The sequence below is a fragment of the Marinobacter sp. F3R11 genome (assembly GCF_003318275.1).
In the GTDB taxonomy this organism is placed as follows: Bacteria; Pseudomonadota; Gammaproteobacteria; order Pseudomonadales; family Oleiphilaceae; genus Marinobacter.
In genome coordinates, this window is the sequence record NZ_QOCH01000009.1 from 115,255 (window position 1) to 139,760 (window position 24,506).

General features: G+C 55.6%; 24 protein-coding genes. 11 read left to right on the top strand and 13 right to left on the bottom strand.

The window, feature by feature from the left end; genetic code table 11:
- Window positions 1–50: 50 nt before the first annotated feature.
- Window positions 51–284, top strand: a complete 234-nt coding sequence (locus tag DS878_RS03275; protein WP_113814509.1) for a DUF2789 domain-containing protein — start codon at window positions 51–53, stop codon at window positions 282–284.
- Between the two features lie 34 nt (window positions 285–318).
- Here DS878_RS03275 and DS878_RS03280 read toward each other — a convergent pair whose 3' ends face one another.
- From DS878_RS03280 to argH, 8 genes are read right to left on the bottom strand one after another with little or no spacing between them, the layout of a single operon-like run.
- Window positions 319–1,761 (bottom strand): GGDEF domain-containing protein, encoded by a 1,443-nt coding sequence (locus tag DS878_RS03280; RefSeq protein ID WP_113814510.1) that lies wholly within the window; start codon window positions 1,759–1,761, stop codon window positions 319–321.
- On the bottom strand, window positions 1,761–2,735 hold the full coding sequence (gene xerC / locus DS878_RS03285; RefSeq protein WP_261977573.1) for a tyrosine recombinase XerC: 975 nt from the start codon (window positions 2,733–2,735) through the stop codon (window positions 1,761–1,763). The genes DS878_RS03280 and xerC overlap by 1 nt, the downstream gene beginning before the upstream one ends.
- A 1-nt stretch (window position 2,736) precedes the next feature.
- Window positions 2,737–3,483: a DUF484 family protein gene (locus tag DS878_RS03290; RefSeq protein WP_113814511.1), complete on the bottom strand. Its 747-nt coding sequence runs from the start codon at window positions 3,481–3,483 to the stop codon at window positions 2,737–2,739.
- Window positions 3,484–3,499: 16 nt separating this feature from the next.
- Window positions 3,500–4,417 (bottom strand): diaminopimelate epimerase, encoded by a 918-nt coding sequence (gene dapF, locus DS878_RS03295; protein ID WP_113814512.1) that lies wholly within the window; start codon window positions 4,415–4,417, stop codon window positions 3,500–3,502.
- A 14-nt stretch (window positions 4,418–4,431) separates the two neighbouring features.
- Window positions 4,432–5,682 (bottom strand): diaminopimelate decarboxylase, encoded by a 1,251-nt coding sequence (gene lysA, locus DS878_RS03300; protein WP_113814513.1) that lies wholly within the window; start codon window positions 5,680–5,682, stop codon window positions 4,432–4,434.
- Window positions 5,669–5,845 carry an LPS translocon maturation chaperone LptM gene (gene lptM / locus DS878_RS03305; protein ID WP_315971916.1) on the bottom strand — a complete coding sequence of 59 codons (177 nt, stop codon included), beginning with the start codon at window positions 5,843–5,845 and terminating at the stop codon, window positions 5,669–5,671. Before lptM ends, lysA begins: the two co-directional genes overlap by 14 nt.
- 49 nt (window positions 5,846–5,894) lie before the next feature.
- On the bottom strand, window positions 5,895–8,798 hold the full coding sequence (locus DS878_RS03310) for a class I adenylate cyclase (protein WP_261977574.1): 2,904 nt from the start codon (window positions 8,796–8,798) through the stop codon (window positions 5,895–5,897).
- A gap of 5 nt (window positions 8,799–8,803) precedes the next feature.
- Entirely contained in the window at window positions 8,804–10,213 is a 1,410-nt protein-coding gene (gene argH / locus DS878_RS03315) for an argininosuccinate lyase (protein WP_113814515.1), read from the bottom strand.
- Window positions 10,214–10,386: 173 nt separating this feature from the next.
- On the opposite strand from argH, the gene DS878_RS03320 reads away from it, so the two are divergent.
- The 6 genes from DS878_RS03320 (at window position 10,387) to DS878_RS03345 (ending at window position 16,307) form a co-directional block, all read left to right on the top strand.
- A complete protein-coding gene (locus DS878_RS03320; protein ID WP_113814516.1) occupies window positions 10,387–11,358 on the top strand; it encodes a sensor histidine kinase in 972 nt (323 codons plus the stop codon).
- Window positions 11,355–12,125, top strand: coding sequence for a LytR/AlgR family response regulator transcription factor (locus DS878_RS03325; protein ID WP_113814517.1), 771 nt, complete (start codon window positions 11,355–11,357; stop codon window positions 12,123–12,125). The genes DS878_RS03320 and DS878_RS03325 overlap by 4 nt, the downstream gene beginning before the upstream one ends.
- Window positions 12,126–12,213: 88 nt before the next feature.
- Window positions 12,214–13,155: a hydroxymethylbilane synthase gene (gene hemC, locus DS878_RS03330; RefSeq protein ID WP_113814518.1), complete on the top strand. Its 942-nt coding sequence runs from the start codon at window positions 12,214–12,216 to the stop codon at window positions 13,153–13,155.
- A complete protein-coding gene (locus DS878_RS03335) occupies window positions 13,136–13,948 on the top strand; it encodes a uroporphyrinogen-III synthase (protein ID WP_113814519.1) in 813 nt (270 codons plus the stop codon). The genes hemC and DS878_RS03335 overlap by 20 nt, the downstream gene beginning before the upstream one ends.
- An 8-nt stretch (window positions 13,949–13,956) precedes the next feature.
- Window positions 13,957–15,069 (top strand): uroporphyrinogen-III C-methyltransferase, encoded by a 1,113-nt coding sequence (locus tag DS878_RS03340; RefSeq protein WP_113814520.1) that lies wholly within the window; start codon window positions 13,957–13,959, stop codon window positions 15,067–15,069.
- Window positions 15,066–16,307 (top strand): heme biosynthesis HemY N-terminal domain-containing protein, encoded by a 1,242-nt coding sequence (locus tag DS878_RS03345; protein ID WP_113814521.1) that lies wholly within the window; start codon window positions 15,066–15,068, stop codon window positions 16,305–16,307. The genes DS878_RS03340 and DS878_RS03345 overlap by 4 nt, the downstream gene beginning before the upstream one ends.
- An 89-nt stretch (window positions 16,308–16,396) precedes the next feature.
- Here the strand turns inward: DS878_RS03345 and DS878_RS03350 are convergent, their stop codons facing one another.
- The 3 genes from DS878_RS03350 to rho all read right to left on the bottom strand — a co-directional run bounded on the left by DS878_RS03350 (window position 16,397) and on the right by rho (window position 20,483).
- Window positions 16,397–17,383, bottom strand: a complete 987-nt coding sequence (locus tag DS878_RS03350) for a 2Fe-2S iron-sulfur cluster-binding protein (protein WP_410003451.1) — start codon at window positions 17,381–17,383, stop codon at window positions 16,397–16,399.
- Window positions 17,384–17,411: 28 nt separating this feature from the next.
- Entirely contained in the window at window positions 17,412–18,899 is a 1,488-nt protein-coding gene (ubiD, locus tag DS878_RS03355; protein WP_113814523.1) for a 4-hydroxy-3-polyprenylbenzoate decarboxylase, read from the bottom strand.
- 321 nt (window positions 18,900–19,220) lie between these two features.
- Entirely contained in the window at window positions 19,221–20,483 is a 1,263-nt protein-coding gene (gene rho, locus DS878_RS03360; protein ID WP_113814524.1) for a transcription termination factor Rho, read from the bottom strand.
- 364 nt (window positions 20,484–20,847) lie between these two features.
- Between rho and moaB the strand changes: the two genes are divergently transcribed.
- Genes moaB through DS878_RS03380 form a run of 4 tightly spaced genes read left to right on the top strand, consistent with a single transcriptional unit; the run spans window position 20,848 to window position 23,379 of the window.
- Complete coding sequence (gene moaB / locus DS878_RS03365; RefSeq protein WP_113814525.1) at window positions 20,848–21,420, top strand: molybdenum cofactor biosynthesis protein B; 573 nt, start codon at window positions 20,848–20,850, stop codon at window positions 21,418–21,420.
- Window positions 21,421–21,454: 34 nt separating this feature from the next.
- A complete protein-coding gene (gene glp, locus DS878_RS03370; protein WP_113814667.1) occupies window positions 21,455–22,669 on the top strand; it encodes a gephyrin-like molybdotransferase Glp in 1,215 nt (404 codons plus the stop codon).
- A gap of 1 nt (window position 22,670) precedes the next feature.
- The gene (moaD, locus tag DS878_RS03375) at window positions 22,671–22,931 is read left to right on the top strand and encodes a molybdopterin converting factor subunit 1 (RefSeq protein ID WP_113814526.1); all 261 of its coding nucleotides are present in this window, start codon (window positions 22,671–22,673) and stop codon (window positions 22,929–22,931) included.
- Between the two features lies 1 nt (window position 22,932).
- Entirely contained in the window at window positions 22,933–23,379 is a 447-nt protein-coding gene (locus DS878_RS03380) for a molybdenum cofactor biosynthesis protein MoaE (protein WP_113814527.1), read from the top strand.
- Window positions 23,380–23,459: 80 nt separating this feature from the next.
- Here the strand turns inward: DS878_RS03380 and mobA are convergent, their stop codons facing one another.
- Both mobA and trxA read right to left on the bottom strand, forming a co-directional pair.
- Complete coding sequence (mobA, locus tag DS878_RS03385) at window positions 23,460–24,050, bottom strand: molybdenum cofactor guanylyltransferase MobA (protein WP_113814528.1); 591 nt, start codon at window positions 24,048–24,050, stop codon at window positions 23,460–23,462.
- Between the two features lie 70 nt (window positions 24,051–24,120).
- The gene (trxA, locus tag DS878_RS03390; RefSeq protein ID WP_012139190.1) at window positions 24,121–24,447 is read right to left on the bottom strand and encodes a thioredoxin TrxA; all 327 of its coding nucleotides are present in this window, start codon (window positions 24,445–24,447) and stop codon (window positions 24,121–24,123) included.
- Window positions 24,448–24,506: the final 59 nt, after the last annotated feature.

Consider the following 24,506-nt stretch of genomic DNA (forward strand, 5'->3'; position numbering starts at 1 on the left):
CAAATATTCGAAATTTCATTCCGGCAATCGTTAAACGGGAGAACTTCTTCGTGGACACAAGCAAACACACCATGAGCAGGCTTTTTGACCAACTCGGCCTGCCATCTGACGAGAAAAGCATAGAGGCATTCATTACCCGCTATTCCCCCCTGCCCCGCGAAATTGCCCTGCAGGATGCACCATTCTGGTCTGAAAGCCAGTCTCAGTTTCTCGAAGAAGGCCTGGAAGATGATAGTGACTGGGCGGAGGTGATCGACGAACTTGACGCCATGATGCGACATTAAAACTCTGCTGTTGTAATCGGGGCCCCGGCACTGACTAGACCGCGGGCCGACTTACCCTGACGCAGTTCCGACCCGCATCCTTAGCCAAATATAACGCCCGGTCTGCACGATCAAAGACTGTTTCTTCGGTGTCGCCGGGAGTAAAAGCCGTCAGGCCAGCAGAGAAAGTAATCGTTACAGGACTTCCACCGAAGTGAAACGGCAGGGCACTGACGTGGGCCCGGAGCTTATCCATCACTATTAATGCACTGTCTGCATTGGTTTCAGGAAAGAGGAGCACAAATTCCTCGCCACCAAAACGCGCAGCAAAATCAGTGGTACGCAACCGGTTTGAAATTTCCCTGGCCACAAGTTGCAGCACTCTGTCACCGGCTTTATGGCCATATGAGTCGTTCACTCGCTTGAACAGGTCTATATCCATAACACCTATGGTCAGTGGATACTGATATCGCTTCCAGCGATTGAACTCGAAAGACAAACGCTCCTGCCATGCTTCCCTGTTGGGGAGCTGGGTAAGCAGATCCGTCATAGCCCGCTCGCGCTCCTTGCGAACCTGCCCCTGCATCTGCTCTGACTGCGCCTCCATAACCGCCACTCGCTCCTGCATAGCCAGCAACTGTTCGGAGAGCATCTTTTCACGCTCTGTTTCCTCAACCCGGAACTTGCCCACCGCCTGGCCAATAAACTCCAGATGGCGGCTGACTGACTTCTTCAGCCCCTGAAGATCATTACTCGCCTGAATATGCCGGCCAACCAGTTCGATTTCTTCCCGGATATTACGATCAAGCGCCTCTGAGGCTGCCTGACGACCAGACTGTGCAGATGATTGTACGAAAAAATGTTCCTGCAGCACTTCGAGGCGTTCATCCAGGCGCTTGAGAAAACCCTCAAACTCCCGCTGGCTACGGGTGACCGCGGCAACAATAAGATCTGCAACCTGATTCAGACCGTCCCGTAATTCATCCCAGTTATCACTGGACAGCAATGCCCTTTGCAGACTTCTCGCCCGTGTCTCGGCTTCAGCCTCCAGAGAAACCTGACTAAGCAACTGCCCCAGCAGGTGGCCAACACGCCGGGCAATACGAAGCCTCTGGCTTTCAGTTCCGGCATCAGGCGCACCATTACGCAAATCAAGCTCATCTCCGGCCCGGGGCCCGGATTCAGCTCCCGGCTCCGCACTATGGCCTGTACGATCCATAACCTTTCCGGAAGGTACCTCATCCAGCAAAGCAACCTGGCGATCGATCTTCTCCTGTAGCGCCTTCCAGCCCTCTACATCGACCTTGTTCCTGCGCAGATCAGAGCGGACACTGGCCAGCAGGCGATCAAGCTCCGGGGCCTGGCCTTCGGCGGCAAGGCTGGTACGCACCAACATGCGTTCAAGCGTATTTCGTTCGGCCTTCCAATGCTGCTCTCTGTGTTCTGCAGCCTCAAGCTCCTGAAAGTATCGTTCTTTCCAGGATGGATCAGATGACATCAAACGTTTCCTTCCCGTCCGGGGTTCTGGTCATCGCAGCCGGGCCCACTACGCCGGCGTGCCCTTGGGTGGCTCTGGTCATAAACCCGGGCCAAATGCTGAAAGTCAAGGTGAGTATAGACCTGAGTGGTAGCTATGTCTGCATGCCCCAAAAGTTCCTGCACCGCACGCAAGTCTCCGCTGGATTCGAGCATATGGCTTGCAAATGAATGCCTTAGCATATGCGGGTAGAGCTTCTGATCAGCGCCTTTGACAACACCCCATCTGCTCAGGCGAGCCTGAATGCTACGGTGACTCAGGCGATCACCCCGGCGACTTACAAACAAAGCCGTCTCGGCCTCCGGAGCAAGCCCTGCGCGGACAGGCATCCATTGCGCAATCGCCTCCAGCGCTTTCCGGCCTACGGGGAGTATTCGTGTCTTGCTGCCTTTCCCCACAACCCGTGCTTCGCCGCCCTTGCAGTCAACGGCATCAATATCAAGGCTGGCCAGCTCCGCGAGGCGCAAACCAGAAGAATACATAAGTTCAAACATGCAGCGGTCACGCACTTCCAACGGATCATCCGGTACAGCATCAAGAAGGGAGTTGAGCTGATCCACATCGGCTACCCTGGGCAGGCGCTTGCTACTTTTCGGAGCCCGGATATCCAGTGCCGGGTTGTCCGTAGCCAGGCGTTCCCGCAACAAATACTGATAGAAACGCCTTATAGCTGACAAATGACGGGCAATGCTGCGACCGCTCAACCCCTGGCGACTCAGGTCAGCCACGTAACGGCGCATATCATGGCTGCTTACAGTCCGCCATTCCGCACAGCCTCGCTCCACGAGCCAGCCCGCAAACCGGCGCAGATCGCGCTGATAACTTTCGGAAGTTCGGGGGGAATGGCGCTTTTCAGACTCTAGGTGCTGAACAAAATCTGCAAGATACCCGCTCAACTCATGGGGTAATTGAGCTGACACGGGTACAGAAGCCACGTTAGCGGGACTCCGTCGCGAGCCCGGCTACAGGTGCAACTGTGGTATAGCGCTGGACCATGGGCGGCAATAGCCGGCTGAGCGTGTCACTGATGTAGCTGAGGAACAAGGACCCCATGCTCTGATCAAAATAGCCAGGTTCACAACTGCCAACCGCAAAAACGCCCACCAGGCCATCACTTCGCAATGGCACCAGAGCAACCGATGCAATGGGTTCATCCCGGTCGGGAAACAGGAATTCCCGTTCGCTCTCCCGGAACTGACCACAAACGGCCCTGCTGCCTTCCAGCAGATTACCAAGACGATTCCGGGCCTCGGCCGGGCTGACAATATGAAGGGCACCCTGAGCACTACCAGGCACTTCCACATCCGTAAACAGGATCACTGAAGCGGCGTCCAACCCGAAATCACCCCGGATACTGTCATCAATAGTCGATGCCATATCCACAAGATTACGGGCTTCAATCACCTGCATCAGCAACCGCTTGCTTTTTTCAAACAATCGATCATTGTGACGGGCGATGGAAACCAGCTCCACCAACTCATGCCGCAGCGTGTCCCGCTGTTCACGAAACAGATGCACCTGGCGCTCAACCAGAGAAATTGCCCGGCCACTGTCATGGGGCAGAGTCAGGCTGCGCAGAAGTTCATCCTGTTCAATAAAAAAATCAGGATTATTTCTCAGATACTCCGCTACCTCTTCCCCGGTAAGCTCACCGGCCTTCTGGCGGGCCGTTTGGTCTGTCATCGTGATCTCCTGGCTTTCAGATCCGTTGTTTATGTGCGCGACCGGGCTTTCTGCGCCGGCTACCACCTGAGTCACCAGGCAGCCTTAGCTGCCCTTCAAATACGCTTGTGGCAGGCCCTTCCATCATAACAGGCGTCCCTTCGCCCTGCCATTCAATGACCAGCCGCCCTCCTCGCAGATCCACTTCCACCCGGTTATCAAGCAAATCACGCAGACATCCGGCAACAACAGCCGCACAGGCTCCACTGCCGCAAGCCAGTGTTTCGCCCGAGCCTCGTTCATACACCCTCAGGCGTACATGGCTACGATCGATGATCTGCAGAAACCCGATATTGGCCCTTGAAGGAAAGCGGGGGTGGTTTTCGAGACGCGGCCCGAGAACTGAAACCGGTGCCGTATCCACATCCTCGACCACAATAACAGCGTGGGGGTTGCCCATGGAAATGGCACTGAGTTCAACTGTCTGAGATCCAGCTTCCACCGTATAGACATTTTTGCGGCGTTCCGCAGCAAAAGGTATGGCCGGCGGGTTCAGTTCAGGCACTCCCATATTAACCATCACTTTGCCATCCTTGACCACCCGCAGCTCAATCACACCACTTGCAGTCTGGACACGTATGACTTTTTTGTTCGTAAGACGCTGGTCACGGACAAATTTTGCAAAGCAGCGGGCGCCATTACCACACTGTTCAACCTCTGAACCGTCGGCATTAAATATCCGGTAACGGAAGTCCACATCCGGCAATCCCGGCGGCTCAACAACCAGCAACTGATCAAAGCCAACACCAAAGTTCCGGTCCGCCAGTTCCCTGATCATTTCCGGGCGCAGCCGGAACGGCTGGCTGATAGCATCAACCACCATGAAGTCGTTGCCCAAACCGTGCATTTTAGTGAACCGGAGTAGCGGCCCCTGATTCCGGCGGTGCTGTGTCATTCCCTGCCCCTCACTCATTCCGGCAGGCAGCTTTCTGGAGCAAGCTGATCTTCAAGCGTCTCGCGACGGCGGACAATGTGGACCTGATCGCCATCAACCATCAATTCCGGTGGGCGATTCCGGGTGTTGTAGTTAGAGCTCATAACAAAGCCGTAGGCGCCCGCAGAGCGCACAGCCAGCAGATCTCCCGCCCTGAGCCTCAGCGGCCGGTCTTTACCCAGGAAATCCCCGGTCTCACAGACAGGCCCGACCAGATCCCAGGTCTTCTCCTGGGCTTCCTCATGGATCTGAACCGGCACAATGGCCTGCCATGCACTGTATAGCGCAGGGCGAATCAGATCATTCATGGCGGCATCGATGATCGCGAAGTTGCGGTATTCAGTGCACTTCAGGAACTCGACCCGGGTAACCAGGATGCCGGCATTGGCCGCGATTGAGCGGCCTGGTTCAAGAATCAGTTCCAGCTTACGGTCACCGATACGCTCGTCCAGTGCGCTGACGTATTCAGACGGCTGAGGCGGTTGCTCATCATTGTAAGTAACGCCCAGACCTCCCCCCATATCCAGGTGCCGGATGTGAATACCCTTGCCGGCAAGAACATCGACCAACGCCAATACCCGGTCAAGTGCATCCAGAAACGGAGAAATAGAGGTGAGCTGTGAACCAATGTGGCAATCCACGCCTTTGATTTCCAGGTTCGGTAATGTTGCTGCCCGGGCATAGACTGCAGGCGCATCAGCAATATCAATACCAAACTTGTTCTCTTTCAGGCCTGTTGAAATGTATGGGTGAGTTCCGGCGTCAACATCCGGATTCACTCGCAGGGAAACCGGAGCCTTAACCCCAAGCTCACCAGCCACCGCATTGAGCCTGTCCAGTTCGGTGTCGGATTCCACGTTGAAGCAGCGAACACCCGCTTCCAAAGCCCGGCGCATTTCCCATTCCTGCTTGCCAACACCGGAAAACACAACTTTGCCCGCATCGCCACCGGCACGCAGCACCCGTTCCAGCTCACCCGCTGAGACAATATCAAAGCCCGAACCCAGGCGTGCCAGCACATTCAGGACTGCCAGATTACTGTTGGCTTTTACGGCGTAGCACACCAGGTGCTCACGCCCCTTCAGAGCCTCATCATAAGCTTTGTAGTGGCGTTCCAGTGTTGCCCGGGAATATACGTAAGCCGGCGTACCAAAACGTTCGGCAATGGAAGAGACAGCAACATCTTCGGCGTAAAGCTCGCCGTCACGGTAGTTAAAGTGATCCATTAGGTTCCTGATCGTGTAACGGAGTCTGGTATGGCCCGGCTGACACCTCCGGATTCTCCCGGTATAAAGGCCCTTTCTGGCCGCACCCACCAAGTGTAGCCGCCACAATCAGAAATACGATTGGCAGTGTCCACGCGCGCATACTTGCCACCCCTGAGTTCATAATCGCCAAAGTATACCTGACCTGTGGCCCGCACGGCGAGGATGACAAGCTATCCAAAGGCTTCCAGCTCACGGTTCAGAGCATCCTCCAGAGCGGCACGGTAATAGAGGTACTGACTGGTCTGTATGTCTTGCTGATAAACCCGTGGGTCAAGGTCATGGGGCAGGTGCACATCGGTAAGGTACACAGGGTAATGCTCCCGGCTTTGTCGCCGGGAATGAATATAGTGTGCAACAGCCGGGATCAGCTGATCACCGTATTGCAAAACAGTAAATTCCTGCTCACCACAGTAAAGGTCAAAACGAACCCGGCTATTGCCTTCCTGAACTCCCACGGCCTGTACTTCAAGACCGGGCAAAGCAACACCTGAGTCGGTTTGAGGCCGGTATTCCGCCCGCCAACTCCCATTGCTTGCAACAATTTCGTAGCATCTCACGCCGGCCAGGGCCACAGGCACCTCGTTGTGGCGCAAGGTTCGCCGCTCAACCAGATTCTCGAGAAAACGTAAAAGAGGAACAAGGAAATGGCGGCGGCTGGTAACCGGCTGTGTCCAGCCGAACAGGGAACCGCGCTCGTCGATCACCCAGATCTGCGCCTGCTCACCCCGAAGAGCATAGAACACCTGAATACTGTCCGGCTCACTGACCTGACAAGCAGCCCTCAGACCAGGCTCATCCAAAAGAGCCTGGCGGTCAAAAATGATGGGCAGGTAGACATCCCGGGGCTGGGCCAGGCACTCCATGAGCGCACTCCGGCTTTCAACGGCAATAAATCCCGGCTCGGCACCACTGAACTCCAGCAGAAAATACCGGCGATCCATCTCAATAACGTATCGCAAAGGGTGCGGGCCGGCGCCGCCAGCGAAGAACTGTCGCAGCACGTCGGCAAACAGTTCCTGAACCCGCCGTGCGATAGCACTGCCATGTCCGCGTTTGTGGCTATGTACTTTAATATCGGGAATTGCACCAGGATCGAGAGCAACCGATGCCAATATATTTTTGAGACACTGAATCAGGGTATCACCGGAGGCATAATGCTGAAGGCTGACCTCGTGCCAACTGTTCAGCGTGACCTGGTCGATGGTGACAACCAGATTCTCTCTCCCGCCACTGAAGCCCAGCGAATCATGCCGGGCGCTGAGTTTATGCAGTCCTCGTTCCGTAAGGTAAGCCTGTGGATCAACGCCCACATTGATCAGAAGAAGATTACGCAGAGGGCAAACGCCGCGGGCAAGCGCGCCCCGTCCGGCAGGTGCTACAGGAAAGGGAACAAAATCAGAAAGCGCATCCAGCATCTCCCGCAGTTCACTGATGGATGCAACACCCTGTCCGGAACGGACATTGAGGCGCGTTGACCGAGTCAGCAATCCATTGTAATAACACCAGACAACCAGTTCGGCCAGGTTCCCTGATCGCCGGATAACGGGTTGCCAGAAGGCATCCGCAGGGTCCTCCAGATCACGATACAGTAACCAGCCGCTCCCGGCTTCTCCTTGCTCTGACTGATGATGAAAGGCCAGATTCTCCTCTTCCAGGGAGGCCACCAGCCCGGGATTGATCAACTCAACCTTACCGGCTTTGCGCTGAAACGCTGCATAGAGTTTACGGCCGAGCAGGTTAATGTCATTGGCACTGATCGCTGATTTCTCAGCGTGTTCGCGAGCCATTCTGGATAGCAGGCGATAACTATGGGTTAACTCCGAAACTACAACACGGCGCAGGGAAGATACCTCGTCTGCCCGCCAGCGCTCCCGGTTATCCAGTGCCTCAACCTGCTTTTCCTGCCAACCCCAGCCGGCCACAAGCTCTCTCAGCAGCCTGGTTCTCCAGAGCTCCACTCCCTGTTCGCCTGCTGCTCCGGTACGGGTCAGTGGAAGTCCGGCTTTGACATATAAACTGCGTCGCACCAGATCCAGTCTCGCCCAGGCTTCGGCATCGCGCAGCCACTGTTCCAGCCGCCGATACAACATTACATACGGGTCCAGAACATCCGCATCAGTGACACCACTGAATACCGCCTGTTTGAACACCCGCGACAGAACCGGCTGTTCCTCAGTCCGGGCATAACACTCGATAAGCAACAGCTTCAGGATAGACTTCCAGGGCGCATCAATACCCTTATAAAGCTGCCATACACCCGCACCCAGAAATTCACTGGCAGGTATGGCCGGCACAGCTCCAAAATCGACATATTCGTCGCCCCGGATAAAACGGCAATCCACCAGTTTGTCTACACATTCCCGATAACGGTCTTCCTGTTCTGAGGGGACAAGCCACCACAACGGATAACATCCACCCAGATGGATCCCTGTACGATAGAACTCATCCAGCAACAGGTAGTGCTGGGCACTGCCGCAGTTTTCACCGCTCACCTCTGCGCGCTGCCGACCCTGGCGCCAGTCAGCCGCAGAAAATACAAACACGTGCAGCTCGATGCCGAAAGACGCAGCCCATTCTGTCAGCTTCTCTGCTTTACGCTCCAGACGCAGGATACCCGGTTCCTGCAGGTCGTCGCGATGGCATAACCAGACATCCAGATCACTGGCAACGGAATGCCCCAAGGAACCAGGGCTGCCCATCAGGAACAGAGCTTCCAGATCTGCCTGACGCCGGCCCTCGTCCCGGATACTGAAGGTGCGAGCCAGGCGCCGGGCCGCACTTATGGCTACTGGATCCGGCTGATAATGGTTCAGGCCATAAGGGCAATCCGCATCAAGATAACCCGGCAAAGCCGGGTGATTGGCATGAAACACCAACGGCAGTACTTCCAGCACCACCTGTTGCCTGTGAGTAAGCGAGGAGTGCGCACGCTGCCAGCGTTCGCGATTAACCAGAAGGAACCTGTCCCGCAGGCGGCGCAGGGTTTTACGGTCAATGCCCTCGTCAAAATCCAGGATAATCGGAGGGGCATGAGCAATCAGGGATGCCCCGGGATCGCGGGAATCGCGGGACAAAAGACTCAGCCCAGCAGCTTGCGCGCGCGGCCAACAGCTGCACGCACCTGAGAAGGCGCAGTACCACCAAGGTGGTCACGGGCCTGAACCGAACCTTCAAGCGTCAGCACATCAAACACATCGTCGCTGATGGTATCTGAAAACTGCGTCAGCTCTTCCAGTGTCATATCAGAAAGGTCTCGCTCTTCAGCCACACCAAATGCTACGGCCTTACCCACAACCTCATGGGCATCCCGGAACGGCATACCTTTCTTGACCAGATAATCCGCCAGATCCGTTGCTGTGGAGAATCCGCGCTTGGCGGCTACCCGCATGTTGTCGGCCTTGGCGCGAATAGCGGGGACCATGTCAGCATAGGCTTTCAGACACCCTTTGATGGTATCAACCGTATCGAACAAGGGTTCCTTATCTTCCTGGTTGTCCTTGTTGTACGCCAGGGGCTGACTTTTCATCAGCGTAAGCAGGCACATCAGGTGTCCGGTCACCCGGCCGGTTTTACCCCGGACAAGCTCAGGCACATCCGGGTTCTTTTTCTGGGGCATGATAGAAGAGCCGGTACAGAAACGATCCGGCAGATCAATAAAATCGAACTGTGCCGAAGTCCACAACACCAGCTCCTCACTGAAACGGGACAGATGCGTCATCAGCAACGCTGCGAAGCTGCAGAATTCGATGGCGAAATCCCGGTCGCTGACGGAATCCAGAGAGTTTTCTGAAGGCCGGTCAAATCCCAGCAGCCGGGCAGTCATGGCCCTGTCAATCGGATAGGTAGTGCCGGCCAGGGCAGCTGCGCCCAGGGGCATAATGTTCACCCGCTTACGACAGTCCTGTAAACGCTCAGCATCACGAACCAGCATCTCATACCAGGCCAGAAGGTGATGTCCGAAAGTAACTGGCTGGGCCGTCTGAAGGTGGGTAAAGCCGGGCATGATGGTACCAGCCTCGCGTTCGGCCAGGTCCAGAAGGCCGGCTTGCAGGCGCCGAAGCTCCTCGGCAATCACATCAATTTCATCGCGCAGGTACAGCCGGATATCCGTGGCCACCTGATCGTTACGGCTGCGGCCAGTGTGCAGCTTCTTGCCCGTAATCCCAATACGCCTGGTCAACTGGGCTTCAATGTTCATGTGAACGTCTTCGAGGCTCACAGACCACTCGAACCGCCCTGCTTCTATATCTTCCTTGACTCCATTCAGACCATCAATAATGCGGTCGCGCTCGTCTTCTGTCAGCACGCCGACTTCTGCAAGCATGGTCGCATGGGCAATGGAACCGGTGATATCGTGATGATACAGACGCTGATCAAACCCTACAGATGCAGTGAAACGTTCCACAAACGCATCTGTGGGTTCGCTGAAGCGTCCGCCCCAGGGTTTTTCGGAGGTTGTGGCCTGGTCAGGTTTTTTCTGATCCGTCATGGTCTATCTTTCCTGCTGGCAGCCCGGCATTATCTTGCGGGAACTGGGTACATTGAACATGGCGAGAGTATAGCATTCTGACCCGAACAAAAGAGACTCCCTTGCACGGGAGCAAAGCGAGCATCACACAGGATTTCTTCGTGCCGGATTTATGCCGGGTGCGATCCGTGTTCATGCTGCTGATCACCAGCGAACTACTGGTACTGGTGCTGGCTATTGTCCAGGCCAGCGACGGCTGGATTGACTGGAACTACTTTGCACTATTATCGCTGTTCGTGCAGTGGACCACCCTCACCAGCGCTGCGCTGATCTGTCTGCTTCGCCAACGCCTGGCCAGAATGTCGGTGCTTCGCGCCACCCTGTCGATTGCAGCCATCGTGCTACTGGACGTACTGGCATTCAGCCTGTTTGCCGACAATGTTCTACACCCGCAGCCAGGCATCACAGGCTGGCATGCAATTGCAAAAAAAATGCTGCTGGCACTACTGATTGTCCTGATGGTACTGCGCTATTTTTATCTACAACACCAATGGCAGCAACAGCGGGAAGCCGAAATGCAGGCACACCTGGCAGCCTTGCAGGCACGCATACAGCCGCACTTTCTGTTTAACAGCATGAATACCATCGCCAGCCTTATTGCCTCAGACCCTGACCAGGCAGAAGAAGCCGTTCTGGATCTGTCCGAGCTGTTCCGCGCGAGTCTACGTACCGGTGACCAGCTCATACCACTGTCGAAAGAACTGGACCTGTGCCAGCGCTATCTTGCCATTGAAGCCCTGCGCCTCGGCCCGCGACTGAAGCTGGAATGGCATATCGCCAAAGGGCTGGAGCACCAGGCCATACCGCCACTGACTCTGCAGCCACTGGTCGAAAACGCGGTTTATCACGGCATACAGCCACGCCCGGAAGGCGGCGTGGTGCGCATAGAGGCAGAAACCCGGGGCAACTTTGTGTACCTGTTGGTACAGAACCCGAAACCTGATTGCTCGGGCGAGAGCGCGCACAATGGCAATCGTATGGCGCTGAGCAATATACAGGCTCGATTACAGGCATTGTTTGGCGAGTCTGCTGTTCTTAAACACAGCCACCAGGACGACGTATATACCGTCACCCTGAGGCTCCCGAAAACCTCACAGAAACCATGAAAAAGCAGAAGATCCTGATTGCAGACGATGAACCCCTGGCCCGGGAGCGTCTCCGGCGCCTGGTTGAGGGCCTGCCGGAATACCAGATTTGCGGCGAAGCCAGTGATGGCGATGCAACGCTTGCGCGGGTTGCCGAACTCCAGCCGGACATACTTCTTCTGGACATACGCATGCCAGGTATGGACGGCATGGAGGTTGCCACACGCCTGAGCCAGCTTGACAACCCTCCGGCAATTATCTTCTGCACTGCCTACGACAGCTACGCCATCCAGGCCTTCGACGTTCAGGCCGCAGCCTATCTGTTGAAACCGGTTCGCAAAAGCGCCCTTGAAGAAGCCCTGGCCCGGGCCGGCCGGGTTAACCGAGTACAGTTACACGCGATCTCAGGCATGGCTGCAACCAATACCACACCCCCGTCACAACCCCTTGAAGGACAGATGTCGGTTCGCACTCACAGAGGTACCGAACTCATAGATATAGCCGGGATCCACTATTGCCAGGCCGATCAGAAATACGTAACCATCCATCACACCCGTGGCGAAACCGTTTCCGACTATACGTTGAAAGATCTGGAAAACGCCTATCCCCAGCAATTGCTCAGAATTCATCGCAACACGCTGGTGGGAGTGCGTTTCATTCAGGCGTTGAAGCGCGCGCCGGAGGGCCACAACCTGGTCTTGCTCCGGGATGGCCTGGGGGAGCTCCAGGTAAGCCGCCGACACGCCAGCAGCGTTCGTCAGTGGCTGCAAGGGCAACAACCTGGCTGAACCCTCTTCGTGAAGCAGCCCCTCACGGGACTTTTATGGCGCCACAAGGTAATCTTGGCGAACATTTTCAGAACTGACAGTGAGCATCATGTCCAAACGAACCCTTCGTGTCGCAACCCGTAGCAGCGCTCTGGCGCTATGGCAGGCAGAATTCATCAAGGCCGAACTGGAACGGCTCCACGACAACGTGACTGTGGAGCTGGTCAAGATCAAAACCCAAGGGGACAAGATCCTCGATGTTCCTCTCGCCAAGATCGGCGGCAAAGGCCTGTTCGTAAAAGAACTGGAAGAAGCCATGCTCGATGGCCGTGCAGACCTTGCCGTACATTCCATGAAAGACGTCCCCATGGCCTTCCCCGAAGGTCTTGGACTGGTTGCTATCTGCGAGCGGGAAGATCCGACAGACGCATTCGTCAGCAACTATTATGACAACGTGGACGCCCTTCCTCAGGGAGCGATCGTCGGAACCGCCAGCCTGCGCCGCGAATCCCAGCTTCGGTCCTACCGGCCGGATCTGGAAATCCGGGTTCTGCGTGGTAATGTGAACACCCGCCTCGCCAAGCTCGACGCCGGTGATTACGATGCCATCGTATTGGCGAGTTCCGGCCTCAAGCGTTTGGGATTTGACAAGCGTATCCGTTACTCCATGCCTGATACCGTATCCCTGCCCGCTGTCGGCCAGGGTGCCCTGGGCATTGAATGCCGGCTTGATGATGACGAACTGCTATCCATGCTGGAACCGCTGAACCACGCTGACACAGCTGACAGAGTCAAAGCAGAGCGTGCCCTGAACCGTCGCCTTGAAGGTGGCTGCCAGGTGCCTATCGCTGCCTACGCCTTGCTGGAAGACGACGACACTCTCTGGTTGCGTGGACTGGTTGGTGCCGTTGATGGCACCCGGATTTTCCGTGTTGAAGGCCGGGCACCCCGGGCTGAAGGTGAGCGTCTGGGGCGCCAGCTGGCAGAAGACCTTCTGGCCCAGGGCGCAGACAAGGTTCTGGCTGAAATATATGGCCACACTCCGCACTGACCCTGGCTGTCTGGCCGGCCAGAGCATCCTGATTTGCCGGCCGGAACCGGAAGCATCACGACTGGCCCGGCAGTTTCAGGCTGCCGGCGCCGAAGTGCTCGTTTTTCCAATGATAGAACGGGAACCTCTGCCAGAGACTCCGGAACGACGCTCCACTATTCTGAGTCTCGATGAATTCTCTCACGTTATTGCTGTCAGCCCCTATGCCGCTCGTCTTTTGCTGGAAGAGCTGGACACCTGGTGGCCCCAGCTCCCCATCGGCCTGAACTGGTACGGTGTTGGCGCCGGCACAGCAAAAGTACTGGCAGAGCATGGACTGAAACCGCGCAAGCCCGACGAAGGCTGGACAAGTGAAGCTCTGCTCAAATTACATTCTCTGGCGCGCCTGACCGGAGAACGGGTTCTGGTTGCCCGGGGGGAGGAAGGACGGGAGCTGATACGGGATACGCTGGAAACACGCGGTGCACGAGTAACCATGCTTCCCCTGTACCGCAGGTTCTGCCCGGACTACACAGCAGAACAGGTTCACCACGCCCTGGATCAGTTCGCACCGGACGCTATTATTGCGCTCTCCGGAGAAACCCTGAACAATCTCATCGCACTATGTGCGAATAGCAGCCATAATCTATACGATAGTCCCGTTATTGTGCCCGCCCGGCGTATCGCCGATCAGGCTCATGCGGCGGGATTCAACGCTCCGTGTATACCAGGAAGCCTTGCCGACAATGACATCGTGGCCGCCGTCGCAGAACAACTGGCTGGCCGGGACGGTGGCTCCGGAAAAGCCAAGTAAGGACGCCCGTGACTGAGACAACGAAACAATTACCCGCCCCGATTGCTAATGAGCAACCCGCCCGCCCGAAAGTCTGGCCGGTCTGGGTTATCGCCATAATTGCACTGATCAGTGTTGCCTTGCTGGCTCTCTGGAACTGGCAACAGTGGAATGACCACCAGGCTACACTGCAGAGACTGAGCAGCCTGCAACAGGATACAGCTCAGCTTGAACAGCTCTATGGTGCCAGTGGAAGCCAGCAAGGCCAGCGCTTGCAATCCCTGGAGGACAAACTGAGCTCTCAACGGGAACTGATCGCTACCCAACAGCGACAGATTGATCACAATGCCCGGGAACTGCTGGAAGCAGGGAACCGTACCCGTACCGACTGGTTACTTGCTGAAGCCGAGTATCTCCTGCGTATTGCCAACCAGCGGCTGATGATTGAAAAAGACATTCGCGGAGCTCTTTCCGCGCTCGAGGCTGCCGACGAGGTACTGACAGAATCTGACGATATTGGTATATACCCGGTACGCCAGCAACTGGCCCGGGAAATCCTGACACTCAAAGGCATATCCAGCGTTGACAGAACCGGGCTATATCTGACCCTCGAAGCAGCTATAGACAGCGTTCACCAGCTTACTGATCAGGCACTTATCAGCGAACAGGCACCAGGGTTTCTGGCCAGTTCACAGGCAGAAGACAGCACTGAAGCCAGCGAAGAACCAGGCATGCTGGCCAAAGCCTGGAAAAAATTCAAATCTACACTGATGCAGGTTGTGGTAGTCCGCCGCCTGGATGAATCGGTTAAGCCACTTCTGTCTCCTGATCAAAGCGCCTATGCCCGGCTAAACATGCAACTGATGCTCGAAGAAGCCGAGATGGCCGTACTCAGGGGCAACCAGGCACTATATGAACGCTCCCTGATCAAGGCTCAGGCCGCTGTTAATGACTGGTACGATGCAAGCAACCCACGAGTAAGTGCGCTGAGCAACACACTTGAAGAGCTGTCCACACGTAACGTCGCGCCGGATCTCCCTGACATCAGCAAATCCCTGGACCTGCTCAAGCAACGACTTGCTGGCCGGCTCGATAAGGGCGATGAAGAAGACCAAGCGGACAACGGAGGCGATGATTCATGATTCGCCTGCTTCTGATCGTTCTGTTTGCCCTGTTAATCGGCACCGGGCTTTCGCTCGGCCTGCAGTATGACCTGGGTTACATCCGTATCAGCCTGGGCAACTACCTGATAGAAACCAATTTCTGGGTAGGCCTTGCACTGCTCATTGCCGTGGTTGTTCTGATTGTACTTTCCATAGGCCTGTTACGTCGCATGCGGCAGGGCACTGGCCTGGTCTCCAGCTGGGTATCCAGAGGCAAAGAGCGCCGGGCCCGGCGCCGAACTACCCAAGGCCTGCTGGCACTGGCCGAAGGTAACTGGCCCAGGGCGCGCAAGATGCTGACATCAGCTGCCAGCAATGCAGACACACCACTTATCAACTATCTTGCTGCTGCACAGGCAGCCTTCGAATGCGGCGACCACGAAGCCGTTGACGAGATGCTGCGCAAGGCATTTGAAAGCACACCGGGTTCGGATATGGCAGTGGGTATTACCCAGGCCCAGCTTCAGCTTGCCGGTAATCGCCTGGAACAGGCTTTGGCAACACTGTTGCGCCTGCGCAAGCAGTCTCCGCACCACCCATTTGTTCTCAAGCTGCTGAAAACCACCTACCTTCGTCTGGAAGACTGGCGCGAGCTGTCAAAATTACTGCCAGAGCTGCGTAAGCGTAGCGTGCTTCCGGAATCCGAGCTGGGCGAACTGGAGCGTGTGGTATGGCACAACCTGCTCGAACGGGCTGCTGAAGAGTGCCGGCGACAGCAAAAAGACAAGCCGGACGCTTCTCTGGAGCCCCTCACCCGCCTGTGGGATGAGCTGCCCGGCTTTCTGCGCCGTGATGAGAAGACTATTGCAGATTATGCACGTTTACTCGCAGATCTTGGTGATGAAGGACAAACCGAGACCCTGCTACGCAAAGTGCTGCACAATCACTGGAGCGACGACCTGGTCAATCTTTATGGCCGGATTGAGGGAAACAAACCGGACGAACAGCTGCTTGCTGCAGAGCAGTGGCTGAAGGACCGTCCAAACAATGCCGAACTACTTCTGGCTCTGGGCCGCCTGAGTTTGCGCAATGAACTCTGGGGCAAAGCCAGAGAGTATTTTGAGACCAGCCTCAGATTACGGCGCAGCCGTGAAGCTCTCGCAGAACTCAGTCGCCTGAGCGCGCACATGGGCGACGAAGAAGTGAGTGTCAAACTGGTGATGCAAGGGTTGGCAAAAGACAATGGGCTTCCGGAGTTACCCATGCCCAAAGCCTGACAGCCCGGTGTTTGCTCAGGTTCCCGGAGTGCCTGGCAAACCACCACAGTATAAGGCATCAGAATGAGAGTTCTGATGCCTTAATCGTTTTAGTTCCGGGGTGCGTACTCCAGCACGTCGGAAAAGAAACTCCCGGAAGGCAGCCCGGCTTCAAGCAAAGCATCCATCAGCGTATAAACCATTGCTGGTGAGCCACTTACATGTACTTCTACATTGTTCCAGTCGGCACCAGACTCCAGTACCGCACGCACGAGTTGATCGTGATGCCCGGACCAGTCATTGTCCTCGTCATCACCAACAACCGGCTGAAATGTAAACTCCGGCCAGTCCTGCTCCCACTGACCAGCCATGGACCTCAGGTACATATCCTCTTGCCGGCGAACACCCCAGAACAGCTTTACCGGCTGAGAACAGGATGTTCCGCGCAGGTAGTCCACCAGACTTTTCATCTGTGCAAAACCGGTACCCGCCGCGATCAGGAGCAAAGGTTTATCCGGCACACTGGCAAGACAGGCTTTGCCGTAGGGCAACTCCAGACTGACCGCCTCACCGGAGGTCAGAGCATCAATCACCTTCTGCGCAGACACCCAATCCGGGGACGCCTGAATATGTAGCTCAATATGCGGCTCAGACGGGCTGCTGGCGATCGAAAAATAACAGGGTTCAGCATCCGGCAGATTGACCGCCAGATACTGGCCCGCATGAAAAGACAGTTCACGCCTCCGCGGCAGCTGAAGCTCTACCCGATACACATCGTGGTTAATAGCACGCACATCCACGACATTTGCCTGAAACTTTCGGGGCTGGTTCTTTCCTGCTGCCATAACGGCACTTATCTCCAGTTCTAGATGGTCGAGCGCTGCGGTTCTGCACATCATCAGCCGCGCTCCGATAGGGATCGTCTGTTGGTTTCGGGTATTCAAAGCGGAGCCGCTGAGCAGCCTGGCCTCGCATAGTTCGCACACACCGTTTTTGCATGCGAAAGGAACCGCAATACCTGCACGGGCCGCGGCACTCAGCAAATCTGCGCCAGCATCTGCGGTATAACAAATCCCGGAAGGCTCAAGGTCTACCATCCAGGACAGTAACTGCTGGTTTTTCATATCAATCGGGGCGGACAGGTGTAGTTTCAATACCCAGGCTGTCCCAGAGTTCGTCTACGCGCTGCCTGACGGCGTCAGACATGACAATAGGTTCGCCCCACTCCCGATCTGTTTCACCCGGCCATTTATTGGTGGCATCCATTCCCATTTTGGAACCCAGGCCGGACACTGGTGAGGCAAAATCCAGATAATCAATGGGGGTATTCTCAACCAGCATGGTGTCACGGGCAGGATCCATCCTGGTCGTGATGGCCCAGATTACATCTTCCCAGTTTCGGGCATTTACGTCGTCATCGGTGACAATAACAAACTTGGTGTACATGAACTGGCGTAAAAACGACCATACACCCATCATCACCCGCTTGGCATGGCCCGGATACTGCTTTTTCATTGTCACAACAGCAAGACGGTAAGAGCAGCCTTCCGGGGGCAGGTAGAAATCCACAATCTCAGGGAACTGCTTCTGCAGAATCGGAATGAATACTTCATTCAGCGCGACACCCAGAATAGCGGGCTCATCGGGCGGCCTGCCGGTATAGGTACTGTGATAAATCGGATTCTTCCGATGGGTTATCCGCTCAACAGTGAAGACAGGAAATTCATCCACTTCGTTGTAATAACCCGTGTGATCCCCGAAGGGGCCCTCAGGCGCTTTATCGTCGGGGTAAATAAACCCTTCAAGTACAATCTCCGCGCTGGCAGGCACTTGCAGGTCACTGAGGCCACACTGTACCAGCTCGGTACGACTGCCCCGGAGCAGCCCTGCAAATGCATACTCTGACAGAGAATCAGGCACTGGCGTTACTGCACCAAGGATCGTGGCCGGGTCTGCACCCAAGGCCACCGCCACCGGATAGGGCTTACCCGGGCTGGCCTTTTGAAACTCCTGAAAATCCAGTGCGCCGCCGCGATGGCTTAACCAGCGCATGATCAGCCGGTTGCGACCTATCAGCTGTTGCCGGTATATCCCGAGATTCTGACGTTCCTTGTGGGGTCCACGGGTAATAACCAGAGGCCAGGTAACCAGGGGAGCTGCATCTCCCGGCCAGCAGTGCTGTACAGGAATCTGGTAAAGGTCGACCTTGTCTTTTTCTATGACAACTTCCTGGCACGGCGCAGACCTGAGCACTTTCGGGCTCATACGCATAACTTGCCGCAGCAGTGGCAGCTTTTCGATAGCGTCTTTGAAACCCTTGGGGGGATCCGGTTCCTTGAGATAGGCCAGCAGTTTGCCGATATCCCGAAGCGCGGTAACGCTCTCCTGCCCCATGCCCAGGGCGACTCGCCTGGTGGTACCAAAAAGGTTTGCGAGTACGGGCATGTTGTAGCCCTTCGGGTTTTCAAACAACAACGCAGGACCGCCTGCCCGCAGCGTGCGGTCACAGATTTCGGTTATTTCCAGATGGGGGTCCACTTCAACTGAGATACGCTTCAGCTCGCCCAGCTTCTCCAACTGATCAATGAAGTCCCGCAGATCGTTGTATTTCATCGTTGGCTCCGAAAACGGCTAGCTTCAAATTCGAATTTCATCGCTTCCCGGACTTCTCACCCGGTGCCAGAACGCAATGAGGGCCTGCTTTCCCAGACACGCCGTAAACCCATCCCTGGGGGCTTGGTCTTGCCATCCTTGGCAAGACACAGTCTGGGAAAGCAGGCCCTCACCGCGTTCACGGAATTATCAGTTAACTCAAGACCAAAACCCGCAAAAACTTAACTGTAATCCAATAAAAGCGCGCGCCCAAAACTTGATCGGCAGTACCGGGGACACTCTCCCCGGACTGCGTCATGCCAAGGCGCTGATGCACCAATCTTAACGACGCTTCATCGACTGGAAGAACTCGTCGTTGGTCTTGGTGTCTTTCAGCTTGTCCAGCAAGAACTCGATGGCAGCAGTATCGTCATCCATGGAGTGCAGCAGTTTACGCAGTATCCATACCCGCTGGATATCGGCTTCACTCATCAGCAGGTCTTCACGACGTGTGCCGGAGCTGCGGATATTGATCGCAGGGTAAACACGTTTCTCTGCAATCTTGCGATCCAGATGAATCTCCATGTTACCTGTGCCCTTGAACTCTTCGTAGATCACTTCGTCCATCTTGGAACCCGTGTTCACCAGAGCGGTTGCAAGAATCGTCAGACTGCCGCCTTCTTCAACATTACGGGCTGCACCGAAGAAACGCTTTGGTTTTTCCAGAGCGTGTGCGTCAACACCACCAGTCAGAACCTTACCGGAGGAAGGAATTACCGTATTGTAGGCACGAGCCAGACGGGTAATGGAGTCCAGCAGGATGACCACATCTTTTTTATGCTCAACCAGACGCTTGGCCTTCTCGATGACCATTTCAGCTACCTGAACATGGCGCGCTGGTGGCTCATCGAAGGTTGAGGCAATTACTTCACCACGAACAGTACGCTGCATCTCAGTGACTTCTTCCGGGCGCTCATCGATCAGAAGCACCATGACATGGCACTCCGGATAGTTGCGTGTAATCGACTGGGCGATACTCTGCATCAGCAGGGTTTTACCAGCCTTGGGTGGCGACACAATCAAACCACGCTGACCTTTGCCGATCGGGGCTACAAGGTCCAGCACCCGAGACGAAAGATCCTCTGTGCTTCCGTTACCGGCTTCCAGCTGCATGCGCTCATCGGGAAACAGAGGCGTCAGGTTTTCAAACAGAATCTTGTTGCGGGCATTGTCTGGCTTGTCGAAGTTAATCTCGGCGACTTTCAACAGCGCGAAATAACGCTCACCATCTTTAGGCGGGCGAATTTTACCGGCGACGGTATCGCCGGTGCGAAGGTTGAAGCGGCGGATCTGGCTGGGAGAGACGTAAATGTCGTCTGGTCCGGCCAGGTATGAGGCATCGGCGGAGCGGAGGAAGCCGAAGCCATCCTGCAGAATCTCCAGTACACCATCGCCATAAATGTCTTCGCCGCTTTTAGCATGCTTCTTCAGTATGGTGAAGATAACATCCTGTTTACGCGAGCGCGCCAGGTTTTCGAGGCCCATCTCTTGCGCAATATCGAGCAATTCGGGCATGGAGTTCTGCTTGAGTTCGGTAAGATTCATAGGTTATTAGATTTTCAAGAATGGAATTAAACGGAAGTTGGGATGACAGGGGCGCCCCGGAACAAATTATTTATCTAGCTGTAAAACAGATGCTGGCCGATGAAGCAACCGGGTATAGACGAGATCCGGAATATAGTAATGAAGCCAGTAGAGTGGGTACAACTGTTCGTAGGGCAAGAGCGATAATCTGCCACCTTGACCGCCAATGTCAAGAGCCGGAGCCAAATAAAACCAATATTCGTGCTCTAAAGCCGTTTATGGGGGCCCGGAACCTCCCCCTGATGGGTTACTCCCTTCCAATCCCCGCCTCTGATAGAGATACTTACGGGCAATATATTTCCTGTGTTTTTCGGAGCATCGTCCCATGAGCAGTGAACGTACCAGCGAACTCAAACCCCTTAACATCGCGCTTCTTACCATTTCCGACAGCCGCGGAGAAGATGAAGACTCCTCTGGTCAGTTTCTTGAAGACAGCATCCTGGACGCCGGGCACCAGCTGATTTCACGGCGCATCCTGCCAGACGACGTCTATCTCGTTCGCGCTGCGATGTCGTGCTGGATTGCTGAACCGGATGTTCACGTGGTTATCATCACCGGCGGCACAGGCTTTCACGAACGCGACAGCACGCCGGAAGCCGTTGCGCCACTACTGGACAAAACCATCGAAGGCTTCGGGGAAGAATTCCGACGGATTTCCGCTTCAGAGATCGGCACGTCTACTATCCAGTCCAGAGCCTTTGGCGGCCTTGCCAACCATACTGCAATTTTCTGCCTGCCAGGCTCCACCGGAGCATGCCGGACAGGCTGGAATGAGATTTTGAGCACCCAGCTCGACAGCCGCCACGGGCCCTGTAACTTTTCAGCATTGGTTAGTCGCAAGCCGGAGCGCGCCGTTGAACGCCTTCAGCAGGTTATCGGCAAACGTGCAGTACGCTAATGCACAGCCCACTAATTCCTGGCACGGAGATAAAATCATGGCAGCCAATCTGACACCGGTTGAAGAGGCCATTGCTCATATACTGGCTAAAGCACCGGTGATTAAAGAGTCCCGGCTTCTGCCGATTACGGAATCTCTGGGTCAGGTTCTGGCCCAAGACTACAGAGTCCCTGCCGATGTACCTCCGGCAGACAACAGTGCAGTGGATGGCTACGCCCTGAACTCCGGGGATTTCACACATGGCCAGGTGCTACCGGTATCAGACCGGATTCCGGCCGGCTCTGCCCCGGCCCCTCTGAAGCCAGGAACCGCCGCCCGGATCTTTACCGGCTCTGAGGTTCCGGCCGGTGCTGACACCGTCGTTATGCAGGAACGGGTCGAGGTTACTGAGAGCGGCATCCTGATTAACTCAGACATAAAAGCCGCTCAAAATATCCGTCGGCGCGGCCAGGATCTCTCTGAAGGCGACCTGGCGCTGGGCAAAGGCACCAGAATCAGGCCTCAGGAGATGGGACTTCTTGCCTCCATGGGGGTAGCTGAGGTTGCAGCTGTCAGAAAACTACGGGTCGCCATCCTGTCTACGGGCGACGAGCTGGTGGAGCCAGGAACCCCGCTGAAACCAGGGCAGATTTACAATACGAACCGATTTACGTTGCTCGGTCTGCTGGCAGAAGCCGGCTGCGAAGTAGTAATGTGCGAAACCCTGAAGGACAATCGGCAGCTCACTGGGGAAACCCTGGAACGGGCCGCCGGACAGGCAGACCTGATCATCACCAGCGGAGGGGTTTCCGTGGGAGAGGAAGACCACGTGAGAGCTGTTCTGGAGGAATCCGGCAGTCTGTCGCTCTGGCGTCTGGCGATCAAACCCGGAAAACCTCTGGCCTTCGGATCAATCAACGGCACACCAGTACTGGGACTGCCCGGCAACCCGGCGGCGGTGCTGGTCACATTTCTGATCGTGGGCATGCCCTATATACGCACCTGCCAGGGGCGCCTGCAGATTCATCCGACAGGTCAGCAGGCCTACGCAGCTTTTAACATCGCCTCACCTTCAGTGCGCCGGGAATTTGTCCGTGCACGCACAGAATCTGTAAATGGCCAGACCCGGATCAGCATCTACCCTAACCAGAGCTCGGGCGTACTAAGCTCTGCCTGCTGGGCCGGGGGGCTGGCGGTGGTTCCGGAACAGACCACAGTTGCAGAGGGAGATCTGTTGACCTACTACCCATTCACGGAGTTGCTGAGCTGATATGACTGACCAGACACTGACCGTTCGTTTTTTTGCCCGTCTCCGGGAAGAGCTGGGCACAGAACAACTTACACTACCGGCAGAAAAGGATCAGACCGCCGGCGACCTGCTTGCCTTACTGGCCAGCCGCGGTGGTGCATGGACCCAGTTGCAGGGCAGCCAGCCGGTAATGATTGCAATTAACCAGGCCATGGCAAAACCCGGAGCATCCGTGAAGGCCGGGGATGAAGTGGCTTTTTTTCCACCGGTCACCGGGGGTTGAGATGATCAGCATCCAGACTGAGGATTTTGATACAGGCGCCGAATATTCGGCACTGCGAGACAGCGGCGCCGGTACAGGGGCCATAGCCACCTTTACCGGGCTGGTGCGCGATAGCGGTGACATGCAGGGAGTTTCGGGGCTATTCCTGGAGCATTATCCGGGAATGACGGAGCAGGTGATTTCGGGCATTGTGGAAGAAGCTTCGCGACGCTGGGACGTTCGTAAAGCGCGGGTTATTCACCGGGTTGGCAGGTTATTGCTACAGGAGCAGATCGTTTTTGTAGGGGTTTGCAGCGCCCATCGGGGGGATGCCTTTGCAGCCTGCGAATTCATTATGGATGCGCTGAAGACTTCAGCACCATTTTGGAAGAAGGAGCTGTCGGATAACGGGGAGCATTGGGTGGAGCAGAAGGCATCGGACCTGGCCCGTGGTGCGGCCTGGAAATAAGCCCGCGACAAAGGATATGAAAAGTCCGGGTACTTGCATGCCGAACCGGGCTCTCACAGGTGACCATACCTCATGATTCTTTAGCCAATCAGATCTTCTGGTCGATTTCTGTTTTTAAAAGCCTCTTCAGCATCAGAGCAATCCAGTGTTTTTACCCCGGCAGCTTTAGCGAAGGCCATTACCCTGCGGTTGTCATTTCTCAACTGGGCTTCCAGAAGACCCGCAAGGGAGACCGGGTAAACACCGTGCAGAGGGTGAGTTCTGCCATGACACTCAGCAATAACCGGTACATCAGGTTGTTCACGCCAAACAGTAAGAAGTCGCTGGAATACGCCTGCTTCTATACCGGGAGTATCGCAGGGGCAGACAAGCACAGCATCAAAGCCGCGTTTTTCTGCTTCAGTCAGACCTGCCAGTAGCCCTGCCAGGGGGCCCTGACCTTTGAATCCAGGGGCATCTTCCAATACATCACCGAGTAATCGGTATTCTTCCAGGGAGCGGTTGGCGCTGATGAAAACCGGGGTTGCAGAAGCACCCAGGGCTTCTGCAACCCAATGCGCCATTGGCCGGTCACGCCAGCATAACAGGCCTTTGTCTTTGCCGTTCATCCGGGTTCCGGCACCACCTGCCAGTAACAGGCCGCAGGCTTTTTCTGGAACAGTTTCAGTCATGATGATTCCAGACAAAAAAAACCGCCCAAGAGCTTAGCCCAGAGGCGGTTTTCAAACGGTCAGGATGCAATCAGAGATTGCTGTCCAGGAATGCCGCGAGCTGAGATTTGGACAATGCGCCCACTTTGGTAGCATCGACGTTGCCATTTTTGAACAGCATAAGAGTCGGGATACCGCGGATATTGAACTTGGGCGGAGTCTGCTCGTTCTCGTCGATATTGAGTTTGCAGATTTTCAGTTTGCCATCGTATTCGTCAGCAATCTCTTCAAGTACAGGCGCAATCATTTTGCAGGGGCCACACCACTCTGCCCAGTAGTCCACCAGTACGGGAACGTCAGACTGAAGCACGTCCTGTTCAAAGGATGCATCTGTTACATTTACGATATTTCCGCTCATTTCATTTTCCTGATTCATGCAGCAAAACAGACCTTCGATGCCTGTATTCACTTGCAGTT